At 62.8% G+C, this 17066-nt stretch carries 15 protein-coding genes and 1 tRNA gene; 10 read left to right on the plus strand and 6 right to left on the minus strand.

Annotated features, from left to right (window positions below):
• Positions 1–95: 95 nt before the first annotated feature.
• Positions 96–171, plus strand: a tRNA-Ala gene (locus BMW89_RS14660).
• A gap of 74 nt (positions 172–245) precedes the next feature.
• On the opposite strand, the gene BMW89_RS14665 is transcribed toward BMW89_RS14660, so the two are convergent.
• On the minus strand, positions 246–704 hold the full coding sequence (locus tag BMW89_RS14665) for a MarR family winged helix-turn-helix transcriptional regulator (RefSeq protein ID WP_092027491.1): 459 nt from the start codon (positions 702–704) through the stop codon (positions 246–248).
• A gap of 154 nt (positions 705–858) precedes the next feature.
• On the opposite strand from BMW89_RS14665, the gene BMW89_RS14670 reads away from it, so the two are divergent.
• The 8 genes from BMW89_RS14670 (at position 859) to BMW89_RS14705 (ending at position 8127) form a co-directional block, all read left to right on the plus strand.
• A complete protein-coding gene (locus BMW89_RS14670) occupies positions 859–1284 on the plus strand; it encodes an organic hydroperoxide resistance protein (RefSeq protein ID WP_092027493.1) in 426 nt (141 codons plus the stop codon).
• Between the two features lie 144 nt (positions 1285–1428).
• Entirely contained in the window at positions 1429–2646 is a 1218-nt protein-coding gene (locus BMW89_RS14675; RefSeq protein WP_092027495.1) for a CaiB/BaiF CoA transferase family protein, read from the plus strand.
• A 216-nt stretch (positions 2647–2862) separates the two neighbouring features.
• Positions 2863–4179, plus strand: coding sequence for a sn-glycerol-3-phosphate ABC transporter substrate-binding protein UgpB (gene ugpB, locus BMW89_RS14680; protein ID WP_092028043.1), 1317 nt, complete (start codon positions 2863–2865; stop codon positions 4177–4179).
• A gap of 45 nt (positions 4180–4224) precedes the next feature.
• Positions 4225–5106, plus strand: a complete 882-nt coding sequence (gene ugpA / locus BMW89_RS14685; protein WP_092027497.1) for a sn-glycerol-3-phosphate ABC transporter permease UgpA — start codon at positions 4225–4227, stop codon at positions 5104–5106.
• Positions 5106–5954 carry a sn-glycerol-3-phosphate ABC transporter permease UgpE gene (gene ugpE, locus BMW89_RS14690; RefSeq protein ID WP_092027499.1) on the plus strand — a complete coding sequence of 283 codons (849 nt, stop codon included), beginning with the start codon at positions 5106–5108 and terminating at the stop codon, positions 5952–5954. Before ugpA ends, ugpE begins: the two co-directional genes overlap by 1 nt.
• Before the next feature lie 6 nt (positions 5955–5960).
• Positions 5961–7043 carry a sn-glycerol-3-phosphate import ATP-binding protein UgpC gene (locus BMW89_RS14695; protein WP_092027501.1) on the plus strand — a complete coding sequence of 361 codons (1083 nt, stop codon included), beginning with the start codon at positions 5961–5963 and terminating at the stop codon, positions 7041–7043.
• A 334-nt stretch (positions 7044–7377) separates the two neighbouring features.
• The gene (locus BMW89_RS14700) at positions 7378–7803 is read left to right on the plus strand and encodes an Hsp20 family protein (protein ID WP_014438749.1); all 426 of its coding nucleotides are present in this window, start codon (positions 7378–7380) and stop codon (positions 7801–7803) included.
• 51 nt (positions 7804–7854) lie between these two features.
• Positions 7855–8127, plus strand: coding sequence for a BQ00720 family protein (locus tag BMW89_RS14705; protein WP_008141241.1), 273 nt, complete (start codon positions 7855–7857; stop codon positions 8125–8127).
• Positions 8128–8284: 157 nt separating this feature from the next.
• Here BMW89_RS14705 and BMW89_RS14710 read toward each other — a convergent pair whose 3' ends face one another.
• The 3 genes from BMW89_RS14710 to BMW89_RS14720 all read right to left on the minus strand — a co-directional run bounded on the left by BMW89_RS14710 (position 8285) and on the right by BMW89_RS14720 (position 14563).
• The gene (locus BMW89_RS14710) at positions 8285–12043 is read right to left on the minus strand and encodes an autotransporter domain-containing protein (RefSeq protein WP_244547597.1); all 3759 of its coding nucleotides are present in this window, start codon (positions 12041–12043) and stop codon (positions 8285–8287) included.
• 445 nt (positions 12044–12488) lie between these two features.
• Positions 12489–13472, minus strand: a complete 984-nt coding sequence (locus tag BMW89_RS14715; protein ID WP_143062765.1) for an AraC family transcriptional regulator — start codon at positions 13470–13472, stop codon at positions 12489–12491.
• A 128-nt stretch (positions 13473–13600) separates the two neighbouring features.
• Entirely contained in the window at positions 13601–14563 is a 963-nt protein-coding gene (locus BMW89_RS14720; RefSeq protein WP_092027505.1) for a helix-turn-helix transcriptional regulator, read from the minus strand.
• A gap of 376 nt (positions 14564–14939) precedes the next feature.
• Here BMW89_RS14720 and BMW89_RS14725 point away from each other — a divergent pair, with 376 nt between their 5' ends.
• The gene (locus BMW89_RS14725) at positions 14940–15440 is read left to right on the plus strand and encodes a GNAT family N-acetyltransferase (RefSeq protein ID WP_244547603.1); all 501 of its coding nucleotides are present in this window, start codon (positions 14940–14942) and stop codon (positions 15438–15440) included.
• Between the two features lie 99 nt (positions 15441–15539).
• Here BMW89_RS14725 and ptsN read toward each other — a convergent pair whose 3' ends face one another.
• Both ptsN and hpf read right to left on the minus strand, forming a co-directional pair.
• Complete coding sequence (gene ptsN, locus BMW89_RS14730; protein ID WP_092027509.1) at positions 15540–16001, minus strand: PTS IIA-like nitrogen regulatory protein PtsN; 462 nt, start codon at positions 15999–16001, stop codon at positions 15540–15542.
• Between the two features lie 323 nt (positions 16002–16324).
• On the minus strand, positions 16325–16924 hold the full coding sequence (hpf, locus tag BMW89_RS14735; RefSeq protein ID WP_092027511.1) for a ribosome hibernation-promoting factor, HPF/YfiA family: 600 nt from the start codon (positions 16922–16924) through the stop codon (positions 16325–16327).
• Between the last annotated feature and the right edge of the window lie 142 nt (positions 16925–17066).

Here is a 17066-nt window from a genome sequence, read left to right on the forward strand (position 1 = left end):
GATCAGCCCTGATCTGTGAAAAAGGGTGCACCGCGCGAGTCACCAGGCTCGCCGGTCTGGAGTGATCCACCAGGATCGTTCCATTTAAGGACTACGGGGCCATAGCTCAGCTGGGAGAGCGCTTGCATGGCATGCAAGAGGTCGGCGGTTCGATCCCGCCTGGCTCCACCACGCTTCGCCCTTCGGGCTACGCGTGGCGCAGCCGCGCAGAGCCCGAAGGGCGAAGCCGGGCTCTAGAGAATCCCCTACTCCCCGATCACCGCATTGAGCCGGTCGCGCAACGCGACGATCTCGTCTTTCATCGCCACCAGCTCGGACACCGAACAATCCGACGCCGCCAGGATCGACGGCGGCACGCTGCGCGCTTTCTCCTTCAGCGCGTGGCCCTGCGGCGTCAGCGCGATCAGTACCTGGCGTTCGTCCTCGCTCGAGCGCGTGCGCTTGACGAGATGAGCCGCCTCGAGCCGCTTCAGCAGCGGTGTCAGCGTGCCCGAATCCAGGAATAGCCTTTCGCCGATGTCCTTGACCGGAACGTCGTCGCGCTCCCACAGCACCAGCATGACCAGATATTGCGGATAGGTCAGGCCGAGCCGGTCCAGCAGCGGCTTGTAGACGCGGTTGAAGGCATGCGCGGCCGAATAGACCGCGAAGCAGATCTGGTTGTCGAGGCGTTGCGGATCCAGGGTCGATAATTTCCGGGGCATCAGGAATCTCACGAGCTAGACCTCATTCTGGGGCCGGCCGGCGCCAGATTCAATTGCGAACAATTAAATGTGAGGCATGCAAATTTCAATTGCGCACAATCTAATTGCCTGCGATACAGAGCGCACCCCAACCGGAACACCCGAGGAGACGAAAATGTCCGTGAACGTCCTCTACAAGACCAGCGCAAAAGCCACCGGCGGCCGTGACGGCCATGCTGCGACCCTCGACGGCGCACTCGACGTCAAGCTCACCACGCCGAAGGAACTCGGTGGTGGCGGCGGCGCCGGCAACAATCCCGAGCAGCTGTTCGCGGCCGGCTACGCCGCCTGCTTCATCGGCGCGATGAAGTTCGTGTCCTCGCAGGGCGGCCCCAAGGTCCCCGCCGACGCCTCCGTCACCTCGACCGTCGGCATCGGCCCGCGCGCGGCCGGCGGCTTCGGTCTCGAGATCGATCTCGCCGTCTCGCTGCCGGGCTTGGCCCGTGCGGAAGCCGAGGCGCTGGTCGAGAAGGCCCACCAAGTGTGTCCGTACTCCAATGCCACGCGCGGCAATGTCGACGTTCGCCTGACGGTCGTCTGATCCAACGGCGGATTGGCTGGCCCGGGATCCCCCTCGGGCCGGCCGCTTCCGCAGTGCATGCGGCCCTACCCGGCAGACCATTGCGGGCGCAAAAAAACCTCGCTAGGCCTGTGATCAAATGATCGACACAGGGGAAGCGAAGGCATGACTGAAGCCGCCAGTTCTGGAGCAGCATTGGGCGCAATGAACGGGCTGCGCGTCATCGATCTCACGCGCGTGCTCGGTGGTCCCTACTGCACCCAGATCCTCGCCGACCACGGCGCCGACGTGATCAAGGTCGAGCCGCCCGCCGGCGACGAGGTGCGCGACTGGGGCCCTCCCTTCCACGACGAAGACGCCGCCTATTTCATCGGCATCAACCGCAACAAGCGCTCAATCGGCCTCGACCTCGCCTCCGAGGGCGGCCGCGTGGTGCTGCTGAAGATGCTGGAGACAGCCGACGTCCTGATCGAGAATTTCAAGCCGGGCACGCTGGAGAAATGGGGCATCGGCAATGACGTGCTGAGCAAGAAGTTTCCGCGCCTCGTGCATTGCCGGATCTGCGGCTTCGGCGCCGACGGTCCGCGCGGCGGCAATCCCGGCTATGACGCCATCATCCAGGCCATGACCGGCATGATCGCGGCGACCGGCTCGCCGGAGAGCGGGCCGATGCGGATCGGCGTGCCCTTGGTCGACATCGGCACCGGCCTCTATGCAGCAATCGGCATCCTGATGGCGCTGTCGGAGCGGCAGCGCTCCGGCAAAGGCCAGTTCCTCGAGACGACGCTGTACGAAACCGGTCTCGCCATCATGCATCCGCACACCGCGAATTATTTCATGCATGGCAAGCCGCCGTCGCTGACCGGCAACGAGCATCCGAACCTCGTTCCTTACGCGATCTTTCCGACCAAGACCGACAACATCTTCATCGGCGTCGGCAATGACGGCACCTTCCGCAAGCTTGCCAAGGAGATCGGCAAGCCCGAACTCGGGACCGATTCACGTTTCGCCCGCAACAAGGACCGCATCGCCAATCGCGAGGCCCTGCGCGCAGAGCTTGCCGCCGTGTTCAGCCAGCACGAGGCCGAGCCGCTGTGCAATCGCCTGCTCGCGGCAGGCCTGCCCGCAGGTCCCGTGCAGAAGATCGACCAGGCGTTGCAGAACCCGCACACCATCGCCCGCGGCGATATTATCGAGAAGGATTGGTACAAGGGCGTGGCCTCGCCGATCCGGCTCGACCGCAGCAAGCCGAGCCTGCGCCGGCTGCCGCCGAAATTCAGTGAGCACGCCCAGGAGGTGCTGGGCGAGTTCGGGTACTCCAAGGCCGAGATCGACGCGATGGTCGAGAAGGGCACCGTCTGCGGTCCCGAGCGCAAGCGCTAGGGGCCCGCACCTCCTCACACGAGTGATGCCGCACTGCGGCGTGGGCGCGCATGTGCACCGCGAACGGAGGAGGCTGCGTGCTCCGTCTCCGCCTATTTGCCGGCTTCCCTTTTGCCGCGCTTGCCGCTTTCGTTTCGGCCGCTTACACAGTCATGTGAACGTCATATGGCGCTGCTAGCGCAAGCGATCTTTTTGACGGCCAAGGGAGGTTACTTGATGGCTCTTCGACATTTTGGGGCGGCTGCCGCTGTTGCAATCGCAGTTGGCATGACGGCTTCGCCGGCGCTGGCTGCGACCGAGATCCAGTGGTGGCACGCGATGACCGGCGCCAACAACGACGTCATCGTCAAGCTCGCCACCGACTTCAACGCGTCGCAGACCGACTACAAGGTGGTCCCGACCTACAAGGGCAACTATCCCGATACGATGAACGCCGGCATCGCGGCGTTCCGCGCCGGCAACGCCCCGCACATCATGCAGGTGTTCGAAGTCGGCACCGCCACCATGATGGCCGCGACCGGCGCCGTGAAGCCCGTCTACAAGCTGATGACCGAGGCTGGCGAGAAGTTCGACCCGAAGATCTACCTGCCTGCCATCACCGGCTATTACTCGACCTCGAAGGGCGAGATGCTGTCGTTCCCCTTCAACTCGTCGTCGACCGTGATGTGGGTCAACCTCGATGAGCTGAAGAAGGCCAACGTCGAGATTCCGAAGACTTGGCCCGAAACATTCGAGGCCGCCAAGAAGCTGAAGGCTGCCGGTCATGACACCTGCGGCTTCTCCGGCTCCTGGGTCACCTGGGTCAATCTCGAGCAGCTCTCCGCCTGGCACAACGTGCCGCTCGCCAGCAAGGCCAACGGCCTCGACGGCTTCGACACCGTGCTGGAATTCAACGGCCCGCTCCAGGTCAAGCATCTCGAAACCCTGGTCGAGCTCCAGAAGACCAAGACCTATGACTATGCCGGCCGCACCAACACCGGCGAAGGCCGCTTCACGTCAGGCGAATGCCCGATCTACCTGACCTCGTCGGCGTTCTTCGGCAACGTCAAGGCGCAGGCCAAGTTCAACTTCACCGCCGTGCCGATGCCCTATTATCCGGATGCCAAGGGCGCACCGCAGAACTCGATCATCGGCGGCGCTTCGCTCTGGGTGATGGGCGGCAAGTCGGCCGAAGAATACAAGGGCGTCGCGAAATTCCTGACCTTCCTCTCGGACACCGATCGCCAAGTCTACATCCACAAGGCTTCGGGCTATCTGCCGATCACCAAGGCGGCCTACGCCAAGGCGAAGGAAGAAGGTTTCTACAAGGATCAGCCCTATCTGGAGACCCCACTGCTCGAGCTGACCAACAAGGAGCCGACCGAGAATTCGCGCGGCTTGCGCCTCGGCAACATGGTTCAGCTGCGTGACGTCTGGTCGGAAGAGATCGAGCAGGCGCTGGCCGGCAAGAAGACCGCCAAGCAGGCGCTCGATGCCGCCGTCGAACGCGGCAACACCATGCTGCGTCAGTTCGAAAAGACCGCCGTAAAATAAGGCGAAGGCGCCGGCAGGCCGCACGGCCTGCCGGCGTCGCCCATCATGCAAAAGCAAGCCATTTTCCAATCAAGACTATTGCCTTACGCGCTGGTTGCGCCGCAGCTCGCGATCGTCCTGATTTTCTTTTATTGGCCGGCCTTGCAGGCGGTGATCCAGTCCTTCCTGCTCCAGGACGCCTTCGGTCTTTCGACAACCTTCGTCTGGTTCGAGAACTATCTCGACCTCTTCAGGGACGCTGCCTATTTCGAGGCGATCGTCCGCACCTTCGTCTTCTCGTTCGCCATCGCGGCGTCGTCGCTGTCTTTCGCGCTGCTGCTCGCGGTCATGGCCGACAAGCCGCTGCGCGGCTCGATGCTCTATCGCACGCTGCTGATCTGGCCCTATGCGGTGGCCCCGCCCGTCGTCGGCGTGCTCTGGATCTTCATGCTGCATCCCTCGCTCGGCGTGCTCTCGCGTTATCTTCGCAACATGGGCATCGACTGGAATCCGCTGCTCAATGGCGACCAGGCCGCATCGCTGATCATCCTTGCCGCCGCGTGGAAGCAGATCTCCTATAATTTCCTGTTCTTCCTCGCCGGTCTGCAAGCGATTCCGAAAAGCGTGTTCGAGGCCGCCGCGATCGACGGTGCGCGTCCGATGCGCAGGTTCTGGACCGTGACCTTTCCTCTGCTGTCGCCGACCATCTTCTTCCTGCTGGTCGTCAACATCGTCTACGCCTTCTTCGACACGTTCGGCATCATCGACACCATGACCCGCGGCGGTCCGGGAACGTCGACGGTCACGCTGGTTTACAAGGTCTATTCGGATGGCCTGCTCGGCGGCAATCTCGGCAGCTCCGCGGCGCAATCGGTGATCCTGATGGTCATGGTCATCGTGCTGACCGGAATCCAGTTCCGCTTCGTCGAACGCAAGGTGACCTACTGATGGTCGAGGAAGAGGGTTTTCGGCGCTATATCGCTCACGCCATCCTGTGGATCGGGATCGCGATCGTCGCGTTCCCGGTCTACATCGCCATCATCGCCTCCACCCAGGACAACGCGCTGATTGCCAACGGGCAGATGTCGCTGCTGCCGGGCGGGCATTTCTTCGAGGTCTACTACCAGACCATCTTCGTCGGCACGAGCGGCTCGACCCGCGAGCCGGTCGGCAACATGATGCTGAACTCGCTGGTGATGGCGCTGCTGATCGCGGTCGGCAAGATCGCGATCTCGATCATCTCGGCCTATGCGATCGTGTATTTCCGCTTTCCGTTCCGGATGCCGATCTTCTGGATCATCTTCATCACGCTGATGCTGCCGGTCGAGGTCCGCATCTATCCGACCTACAAGATCGTCGCCGATCTGCACATGCTCGACAGCTATGCGGGCCTGGCGCTGCCGCTGATCGCCTCGGCCACCGCGACGCTGCTGTTCCGGCAGTTCTTCATGACCGTGCCGGACGAATTGCTCGAGGCTTCGCGCATCGACGGCGCCGGCCCCTTGCGCTTCTTCTGGGACACGCTGCTGCCGCTGTCGCGCACCAACATGGCGGCGCTGTTCGTGATCCTCTTCATTCTCGGTTGGAATCAGTATCTCTGGCCGCTGCTGATCACCACGCGCGACGACATGCAGACCATCCAGGTCGGCATCCGCAAGATGATCACCACCACCGACGCGCTGACCGAATGGCCGATCGTGATGGCCACCGCCGTGCTGGCGATGCTGCCGCCGGTGTTCGTCGTCGTCGTCATGCAGAAATTGTTCGTGCGCGGTCTGGTCGAGACCGAGAAGTAGAGAGTTATGGCTAACGTCACCCTGCGCAACGTCCGCAAGACCTATCCCGGCGGCTTCGAGGCCATCAAGGGCGTCAATGTCGATGTCGCCGACGGCCAGTTCTGCGTGCTGGTCGGCCCCTCCGGCTGCGGCAAGTCGACGCTGCTGCGCATGGTCGCGGGCCTCGAGACCGTCACCGGCGGCGAGATCGACATCGGCGGCCGCATCGTCAACCAGGTCGAGCCCGCCGATCGCGACATCGCGATGGTGTTCCAGAACTACGCGCTCTATCCGCATATGAGCGTCTTCAACAACATGGCCTACGGCCTGCGCAACCGCGGCATGAAGGAGGCCGAGGTCAAGACCCGCGTCGACGAAGCCGCGCGCGTGCTCGAGCTCACCGCCATGCTGGAGCGCAAGCCGCGCCAGCTCTCCGGCGGTCAGCGCCAGCGCGTCGCCATGGGCCGCGCCATCGTGCGTCAGCCGAAGGTGTTCCTGTTCGACGAGCCGCTGTCGAACCTCGATGCAAAACTCCGCATCGCGATGCGCGTCGAGATCCGCAAATTGCAGCGCCGGCTGAACACCACGTCGATCTATGTCACCCACGATCAGCTCGAAGCGATGACGCTCGCCGATGTTCTCGTTGTGATGAACGGCGGCCAGGTCGAGCAAATCGGCAATCCCCTCGCGATCTACGAGAAGCCGGCGACGACCTTCGTCGCCTCCTTCATCGGCGCACCGCCAATGAATTTGATGTCGATCCGCGCCGATGAGATCAAGTCGCAGCTCGGTGACGCAGGCGACGCCGGCATCCTCGGTATCCGTCCGGAAGATTTTGTCATCACCGACCAGACGCCGGCCGGTGGCGTGGCATTGCCGCTGACGGTGGAAGCGATCGAACGCGTCGGCGCTGAAACTTTTATTTACGGCTCGCGCAAGCAGGACGAGCAGCGCATCGCCGCCACGCCCGGAGAACTCCCGCCCGGCGAAGTGATCGTCCGCATTCCCGGTTCCGAGGCGCCGCCGATCGGCCAAAAGATCCGCGTCGCAGCGGTGCGCCAAAAGCTTCATCTGTTCAGCGGCGACGGGCGGACGCGGATCGAGGCCTGATCGGTTCCGGCAGGCTGGGAAACAAAAACTGCGAAAACAACCCCATGCACAGTAGAAGGGGGGTCTGTTTTCATTGAGAAAATTCACACCCAGATTTCGTCATGCCCGGGCTTGTCCCGGGCATCCACGTTCTTGGAGCCGCGAGTAAGGTCGTGGATGGCCGGGACAAGCCCGGCCATGACGATCCCTGGGCCTGACGACGGCGGAATGACGCATCCACAGGCGCCCCGCTACGTCCTTGAACCGACACGGGGATATGCCCATATTGCTGACCAAGGGGCGCCGCTTCCGGGCCCTGAAATGCCAAAGTCGCTTCGAGAGGACTTTGTAAACTATGTCTCGTGTTCCCACGCTTTCCAGTCCGTTCCTTTTGGGCTTCGACGAGATCGAGCGCGTGCTCGACCGCGTCGTCAAAGGCGCCGACGGTTACCCTCCCTACAATATCGAGCGGTGCGACCGGTCGGACGGCCAGCCCGAGCGCTTGCGCATCACGCTGGCGGTCGCCGGATTCACCCGCGACCAACTCGATGTAACCATTGAGGAAAACCAGCTCGTGATTCGAGGGCGGCAGCAGGACGACAAGACCCGGCAATACATCCATCGCGGCATCGCCGCGCGCCACTTCCAGCGCACTTTCGTGCTGGCGGAGGGGATGCTGGTGCTGGGTGCGGATCTGAAGAACGGGCTGTTGTCGGTCGATCTTGCCCGGCCTGAACCGGAGAGGATCGTTAAGACAATCGCTATCAATGAGCACGAATAATGGAACGAGTAGCGGACTCGACCGCTTAGTTTCGAGATAGGAGTCGAGACCATGAGTGAAGGTCACGTTGTATTCGAATACGAAGCCAAGAACGTCTCGCCCGAGACGCTGGCAAACCTCGGCGAAGGTCACATCGCCTATGTGAAGCAGATCCGCTCCGAGGACGTTCCGGGCCTGTTTCCCGAAGCGCCGAAGATCGCGCCGGGCCTAAAACTCTTCGCGCTCCACGCCGCCGACGGCACGCCGATCATGCTGACCGACAGCCGCGAAGCCGCGGTGGCCAACGCCTGGAGCAACGAGCTGCAAGCGGTAAGCGTGCACTGAGCGCGCGCACGTCGCACGAATAGAAATTTAGCGGGCATGCCTTCGCACGAAGGCGTGCCCGTTTTGCTTTGACAAGGGAACAACCCCGGTTTCCGACCGGGAGCCATGACACGATCAAAGCCACGATCAAAGCCGCGCAGCCCCGCTGCTGCCGATCTCACCACCCGTAGCGCACGGTGCCCTTGCCGGCGTAGCTGCGCGTGACGTTCGAGAACTCACCTTCGAAGGTCGCAGCAGTGGACCAGCCGTTCAGCCATGTCTTCTCCACTGACGCCGTGACGAGCGCGGCATCAGCGGCTTGCGCGGCGCCGTTGACAACAAAGCTCGCGCCGGGGAGCGCCTGGAAGGTCGCTCCGATCGAACGGTCGGGGTTGAAATCGTGGGCCCAGGCGAGGCGGCCGCGCAGTGTGGCGACGCCATCGGCCATGGCAAAGGATTTGTCTGTACGCAGGCCGAGCTCGCTGCGGGTGTCGGTGACGCTCTTCGAGGCGTAGCTGAGAGCAAAGGTGCTGTTGCCGGTGATCGCCTGCTCGGCATAGGCCGGTAGGTCGAAGGTGGTGAACTGGGCTGCGGCGTAAGGCGTGAGGCCGACACCGCCGGTCCACGGCGCAATGAGGCGATAGCCGCCTTCCAGCCGGCCGGAATACGCGTTGGCATTGAAGCGCGCCTGCAGATGATCGGCGCCGGCGACGGTGACCGTGCGGTCGGTGGTGATGTCCTGCCAGCCATAGGCGAGCGCGCCGGTGACATAGGCCGCGCCGGCATTGTGCCGCACGAAGGCGCCGGCCTGAAACAAATCGGAGCGGCCGGTGCCGCCATTCGCCACGGAGAAGTTGGTGCCGCCGCCGGCCAGCGCAAAGCCGGCCACGGTCGAGGGTGAGAACCAGTAGTCGGCGCCGGCCACGGCACCCGCGATGCGGCTGGTGGCGGTGTTGGAGCCGAGCGACGCGTTGCCGTCAGTTGTCTGCGCGCCGCCAAAACCCGCGGCCCACACAGCCCAGCGCTGCTCGAAGGCTTGCACCGGCGCCTTGCGAGAGATCGCGGCATAGGCGTCGCGCTCGGCGCCCGTGCGCTTGCGATCGGCATAAGCGAGTGCGCCGCTGTCCTCGGCCGCATAACCCGCAGCACCGAAGGACGAACGCGGATCGCCGCGGCCGGCCACGAACGGATCGGTCAGCACGCCCATGAACATGTTCATGGCGTTGAACGTGGTCTGCTGCGTGCCGGTCGCGGTCTCGCCTGAGACCTGCGTCAGACCGGCCGGCGTCAGCGACCCGAATACCGCCTGAATGCCCCCGTTCGTATTGAAGAAGTTTGTCAGTGCGTTGGCGACGTTCTGCTGATTGACGTTGAGACCGCTATATTGCGTGAACCCCAGCCCGAGATTGAGATAGACATCGTTGGCGTCGTAACTCAGGCTCGACATGAAGCCCGACGGGAGATTGGTGTTGACGATCGCAGCGAAGGTGCCGCTGACGCCGCCGGTCGCGTTCACAATCGTGTACTGCTTGGCGACGTAACTGCCTGGCCCGAATGAAGCGTTCACCGTGGCGCCACCGAGCGTCGCAGTCCCCGTGACATTGGTGAGATCGGCCGCTGTCGGCGAGAGCTCGACAGAGTAGTGCCCGGCCGAGGTGAACGCGAGGTTGCCCTGCACGGTCAGCGTCCCGATCGAGTTTCCGGGCGCCAACGTACCGCCATTGACGATGGTGCTGCCGACTGTCCCGGTGCCCCCGAGCGTGCCGCCTGACACGGTCACGGTCGATCCCGCGAGCGAGCCGTTCACGGCCAGCCGGCCACCCGTCACATTGGTCACGCCGGTGAAGGTGCTGAAATTGTTGCCGAGAATCGTAGTGCCGGCGATTTGATTGATCGTTCCCGCGCCGCTGACGGTCGTCGTGAAGGCATAGCCAGTGCTGGTGTGATTGAAATTGATCGACCCTGAGCCCGCCCCGAACACGATGCTTGGTGTGGTCACCGTTCCCGGTGCGGCAGCGGCGCTCGCCGCATCCGCTCCGATGTTGAGCGCGCCGGTCGAGCCGGCCGCCGATGCGATGGTGATCGATCCGCCTGCGGACACAGTGCCGCCGTTCGCAACCGTCAACGAGCCGGTTCCGGCATTGGCGATCAGAATGTTCCCGCTGTTCAGAAAAGCCGAACCGGTACCGGTGACGGTGACTGTGCCGACGGTGCCGATCGAACCGCCCAGAAAGCTGTCAGCCGCAACGACTGCGCCGCCGTTCGAAATTGTCACCGAGCCGTTGCCACCAATGCCGACCTGAAAGGCACCGGCATTCGTCCACGACGACCCCGCACCGTCCACCGTCGCGGTGCCCGTCGATCCCGCGAATTGGCCGAGCACGGCATTGGCATTGCTGATCCTGCCACCGTTCGAAACCACCATCGATCCGGAGCCATACGCACCAAGGGTGATATCACCTGCGCCGCCGCCCCAGACCGAATTTGCTCCTGTGACCGTCACGCTGCCGCTCGAGCCGGCAAAGTTGCCGGCGGTGCCGCCGTTGCTCATGACGGTACCGCCGTTCGAGACCGTCAGCGTACCGGTCCCGGAATTGCCAACGATGACAGCGCCCACGTTCGCCCAGGCCGAATTGGCGCCGCTGACCGATACCGATCCGGTACCGCCCGCAACCGTGCCGATAAAGCCACCCGCGCCGTCTGAAACCACGCCGCCATTCGCAATCGTCAGCGAACCGCCTCCCGCAGCGCCGACAATCAGATAGCCGGTATTATTCCATTGGGACCCGAGGCCATCGACGGTCGCCGTACCGGCCCCGCCGACACTGTTGCCCACGATGCCGTACGCGTCATTGATCACGCCGCCGTTTGCAATCTGCAGCGAGCCGGTTCCGGAATTTCCGATGATGACCTGATTGCCGACGCCCGTGCTGGTCAGGGTCGAACCTGCGCCCGTCACGGTGAGATTGCCATTGGAGCCGGCAAGATCGCCGACCGAAGCGCCGGTGCTGCTGACCGCGCCACCGTTTGAAACTGTCAGCGCGCCGGTGCCGGAGCTACCCACCGAGAGGAGCTGGCTACTGGCCCAGGTTGATCCGGCGCCGTCGACCGTCACGTTTCCGATAGAGCCGGCCTGATTGCCGATGACCCCGTTGTAGTTGGTAACAGAGCCGCCATTCGAGACTGTCAAGACACCGCCGCCGGCGTCGCCCACCACCAGATCAAGACTGCTATTCCATGCGGAGCCCGCGCCATCCACGGTCGCGAAGCCTGTCCCGGTCGCAGTCCAGCCGAGGGCGGCGTAGCTCGTCACCAGTGTGCCACTATTGGATACTGTCAACGCGCCGCTAGCGCCGTCGCCGATCCTGAAATCATTGATGACATGCAGAGAAGAGCCGGCTCCGTCGACCGTCACCGACCCATTGCCATAGGAAGCAATGGACGCATTGTCGGCAAGGACAGCGCCGCCATTCTGCACCTGCAAAACGCCGGTCCCAAAATAGCCGACCTCTAAAGTGCCTGACTCGGTCAGCGAGGAGCCCACCCCTGTCACCGTCACCGTTCCAGAGCCGCCCGCGTTGACGCCGAGATGAACGCCACCCGACGCGTTAAGCGTGCCGCCGCCGGAGATCGTCAAAGCGCCCGTCAAGCTCTGCCCGACGTCGACATATCCGCTGGTGGCCGCGGACGTGCCGATAACCGTGGCATGCGGAGAGGTTGTATCAATGGTGACCATAGTGGCGGAGGTCGGGACGGCATTCGTGCTCCAGTTGCCGGTTGTGAACCAGTCGGTGGAGACCGCTCCATTCCACGTTTGGGCTTGCGCTGGCGAAGAAAGCGGCATTCCGGCAAGAGCCGTGCCGGCGAGCAGCAACGCAGCATAGCCGCGCGCTCGGGCGGATTGCGGGGCGCGATATTTTGCGTGCGGCTTGGTCATGACGAACAGCTTTCAAATTGATCCGGATGCGGAGCGGTCAGGGCGACGTCGCTCATGCCGGGCGATTGACGTGTCTGGCAGCAGGGGCTGCGAGCCGCGGGTCTCATCGACCAGCGATTTGCGGGCGGCCGATATCGATCGGTTCAGGGAGAGCCTTCGGCCCCCGACGCTGCCCTGGTCATTGCAACCTCGCGCCTGGGACGCGCGAGACGCCGGGCTTTGGTCGCGATATCGCTTTGAGGTGCGGCGTTCATCTGGATTCCAAGATCCCTGTCGAGAGCAGCAGACCGCGAAATATTACCGGGTCGACTGGGCTCGGCGCTTGGGCTGGATGCCGCGATGATTTGGGCTAGACGGCAGAAACGGCCATCGAAGCGCCGACGTTGCGGATCGGCAACTGTCGTATCGCGCCGCTACAGACGTCCGCAGGCGACAGGAAACGCGATCACGGCGCCGATTCGCTGCTTCGTGCGGAGGCGCGAATATCGGATGGCGTCGCGCCATAGCGCCGTCGAAACGCGTGATTGAAATATGACAGATCCCCAAAGCCCGCTTCAAAGGCGATGGTGTTGATCATGTAGCCGGCAAAGCGCGGATCCACGAGGCAACGATGAGCGCGCTCCAGGCGACGACTCAATACGAAATCGGTGAATGTCTGTTGCTCGCCTTCGAACAGTGATCGAATATAGCGCGACGAAATCCCGTGCCGGGACGCGAGGGTTTCGAGCGACAGATCTCGCCGCGTCAGATTGGCAAGAATATCGGCCTTGAGCGCGAGTAGCCTCGCGACCCTGATGCCGCGCCCCTTGGCCAGTTCGGCGGCATCCCGGCTTGCGCCAAGCGCCATCGCCACGAGATCCTGCACATGCGAACCCGCGGCCGCCTTCAATTCCTGAGACATCTGGCTGAATTCATTTTGCAGTATTTTGACGTAGCGGACCAAAAGCCGCATCGCGTCGTTGCCCTGCGGAATAAGCTGCATCAGGGCATCGTCAATATTGGCGACGGCCTGCGTCAGAGCGGTTCGTGGCACCGCGATGGTCAGAAAATCGATCGACGCGTCGTACAATCCGCCTCCGGGCGATGCATTCGACCACAGAACGCCTTCGTGCGCCTGGAACGCGACCTCTTTCTTTCCCTGATGCGTGACGCACCTTCCGCTGAGCAAAACGCCGAGGACGAGGTCATCGCTGCCGTCGGCAGCGAGCGCCCGTGTCCTTGTAATCCGGTTGGGAGAACTTGAGACCGACGCAATGGTCAGGTTCGGTAGTGCATAGATGTTCGCTTCGCTGTGAAACGGCTGGCTTCCGATGGACTCCATATCCATCTTGACGACGTTGCGGCCGAACACTTCTCGCCAGATTGAAAGTCTATCCCGCTCAGGCAACTCATTGGTCGAAAACCGGAAGAATCCGTTATTCTCTTGCACAGCAGCGCTCCGCGCCGCCTGGTCGGCGACATCGGGCGCAGTATCGAGAGGAGGCGGGCCATCCGCTTGGGCTGAACGGCATGACTTCTTGGGCTGCGAGGAACAGAGCCGAGCTTCTCGGTTGCTATCTAGCCGTCGAACTTGCGGCGGCCCGCAGCTCTTATGTCGGACGGAGTGGCGCCATATCGCTGGCGAAAGCGGTGATTGAAGTAGGAAAGATCGCCAAAGCCGGCCTCGAATGCGATGGTGCTGATCTGGCGATCATTGTGCGTCGGATCGATGAGAAGCGCATGAGCGCGAGCCAACCGCTGGCCCAGCACGAAATCCGTGAACGTCGTCTCTTCGCTCTGGAAGAGCGAGCGGACATATCGCGGAGAAACGCCATGGCGCGCGGCGAGCGCGTCTATGGAGAGCCAGCGTGACGTAACATTGGCGACCGTATCCGCCTTGATGGCATGAAGGCGCGCCATTCGTACCCCCCGCCCTTTCGCGATCTCGGTGGCGTCCCGGGTCGCGCCGAGAGCGAGAGCGACCAGGTCGTGGACGTGGTCCGCGGCAGCTCGCTGCAGGGCTGGGTGAGATCGCGCGAGTTCGCCGGTTACGGCATGCAGATAGGACGTCAGCAGGCGCAGGGCCGGATTGTTCGCCGAGAGCGGGCGAATGGCAAGAGGGTCGGCATCTGCAAGCTGCGGAGAAAGTCTTTTTCGTTCGAAACGAAGGTTGATGAGTTGCGTGCGCGAATGTCCGGCAAAACTCCCGACCTCGTCATTCCTGGTCAAGATCGCTTGACCATTGCCAATGGTCGCCTCTCTGCCGAGTTGCCTCGCCGTACCGACGCCTCTCTCCAGAATGACGAGAACGAGATCATCGTTGTTGATCAACTCGCTGGTGAGGCGATTTTGCATCGGGGAGAGCGATCCCGAGGCAATGCCAAGACCCGGCAAGGCCTGCAATGTCATGTCGACATGAAAATCCGTGCCGGCCTCGGGCTCTATCTCGATTTTCAGGAGTCGCCGCCCGAATGTTTCGCGAAAAATCTCCAAACGCTGGGCAGGCAGCAAGGCTTCCGTATCAATTCGCAGACTATCCATCGCGCAATTCCAAGGACAACTCCACTGGCTCAGGTCTTTAAGACGGAAGTAGCAAGCCAGCCGGATCGTTGCTCACATCTCCTGGTGGCGCAACAATTTATGTGTGCCTGAGCAGTTGCAGCGTTCGCCGCGACGAAAGCGGCAGTCTGGATTGCTTCGTCGCAAGAGCTCCTCGCAATGACGGAGTGTGAGACTACGGCGGGCTCAACTCTCGTGTTCCGGACGCACGAGACAGCACACGCTCTCTCACAGCCGGCAAGGAAGATCAGGCCGCAGTCGCGGGCGGCGGCGCCGGCGGAATAGGCTGCCTGCACGTCGCGCGAGGATTTGCTCGTTTTACTATTATCCTGCTGTTGGTAGAATCGTCGGCATGAACATGATGGCCCCCATCTCGATCACCAGCTTCGAGATATCGCCCGGCGAACCGTTTGGTGACGCCCTCCTCGCACTCAACAACAGCCACGCGGAGGAGTTGTCGTGGCTCGAGCCTGAGCAGATCAAACATCTCGTTGCGCAGGCCTTCTACGCGCGGAGGATTGGCGATCTCGATGCTTTCCTGATCGCGCTTGACCAAAACGGACAATACGACAATCCGAACTTTCGGTGGTTTCGAGCCCGCTACGACCGCTTTGTTTATGTCGACCGAATCGTTGTCGCGCCATCGGCACGAGGTAAGGGGTGCGCGCGGCGGCTGTATGCGGACTTGTTCGATTACGCAGAGACGGCTGGGCACGACCAAATCGTTTGCGAGGTCAACCGGCAACCACCGAATCCGTCGTCGGATGCCTTTCATGCCGCGTTGGGATTTGTCGAAGTCGGCAGCGCCAGCATCCACGATGGACGCAAGACGGTGCGCTATCTGTCACGCTCGCTGTAATTGGCGCTTCGGGCTGCAAGCCAGGAACGAACTGATCGCCCGGGGAGGGCGTGTCCGTTTTTATTTTGAGCGATGAAGGCTCCGCGCCGGTTTGCCCGATTACGCCGCAGTCGCCGGCGGCAGCGCCAGCACCGAAAAGATCGCCTGGGCATCGCGGGAAGCACGGAGCTTCTTGGCGATGTCCTGGTCGCGGAGCAGGCGGGCGATACGGGCGAGAGCCTTGAGGTGGTCGGCGCCGGCGCCTTCGGGGGCGAGCAGCAGGAAGACGAGATCGACCGGCTGGCCGTCCATCGCCTCGAAATCGATCGGGCGATCGAGCCGGGCGAACAGCCCAAAAATCTTTTCCAGCTTGGGCAGCTTGCCGTGGGGAATGGCGACGCCGTAGCCCACGGCGGTGGTGCCGAGCTTCTCACGCTGGAGCAGCACCTCGAACACGGCGCGCTCGTTCTGCCCGGTCAGCTCGGCGGCCTTGGCCGCGAGTTCCTGCAGGGCCTGCTTCTTGCTGTTGACCTTCAATGCCGGGAGAATCGCCTCGGGCGCGACCAGATCGGTAATCGGCATGGAAGGTTTCCGAGGTGAATTAAACCGTCAGGTTCCGAATTGGCCGGCTCGATCAGATCGAGCCCGGCCGGCGTCAAGAAGGTGAAGCAGGAGGCGGACTTAGCCCCGATCCTGATGTGGGGCGCTTCTACTCCAACGCAATCCCGGTGCCAACTCCCGCGTGCGGCTTTGCCACGGTCATTGTTAAGGGCTGTGGTTGATACGGGGCCGCCCTTGCGCGAGCCTGGAGCTTCCGTCCCGATGGAATCGGAGCAGAAGCTCCAGATTCTGGTTTTGACGCGTTTTCCCGGCGCGAACCGGCGTCCACTTCGCGGAAAAACCCTCTAGCCGCCCGATTTGGCGCCTGGCGGATCGATCCAGCCGACATTGCCGTCGGCCCGGCGGTAGATGATGTTCACCCGGCCCGAGGAGCCATGCTGGAATACCAGGCAGGGTGCCCCGCTGAGGTCGAGTTCCATGACAGCCTCGCTGACCGAGAGCTGCCTCAGGGAGGTGGTGGCCTCGGCGATGATCACGGGGCTGTAGCCGGTGACCTCGTCCTCGTCCTCACCCTCGCCGGGCGCCTCCAGCACGTAAGCCGTGGCATCCATGGCGGCGAGCGCGGCGGAGGCGACATGGGCCTTGCGGGCCGAGCGGTCCTTGAGCCGGCTCTTGTAGCGCTTGAGCCGTTTCTCGATCATCAGCAGCGCCTGGTCGGCGCTGGCATAGGCGTCGGGCGCGTTCGAATCGGCCTCCAGCGAAACGCCGGAATCAAGATGCAGCGCACAGTCGGTGCGGAAACCCAAGCCGTCCTTGCTGAGCGTGATGTGGCCGGAATAATTGCCGTCGAAATATTTGCGCAGGACCTCTTCAGTCCGTTCGGTGACGCGGCCGCGCAGGGCCTCGCCGACGCTGACGCTCTTGCCCGAAATCCGAAGAGTCATGTGATACCTCGCTTGGTTTGCGCCCAGCTGCGATGACGAATCATCGCAGCTAAGGTTATTCCCTGCGCATGATCTCCCCGCAAACGCCGTCCGCGTTTGTCGGGAGGGGAAACCACTGTGCACTTTTCCGGATCATGCGCGT

Origin of the sequence: Bradyrhizobium sp. OK095 (assembly GCF_900109945.1) — a bacterium.
Classification (GTDB): domain Bacteria; phylum Pseudomonadota; class Alphaproteobacteria; order Rhizobiales; family Xanthobacteraceae; genus Bradyrhizobium.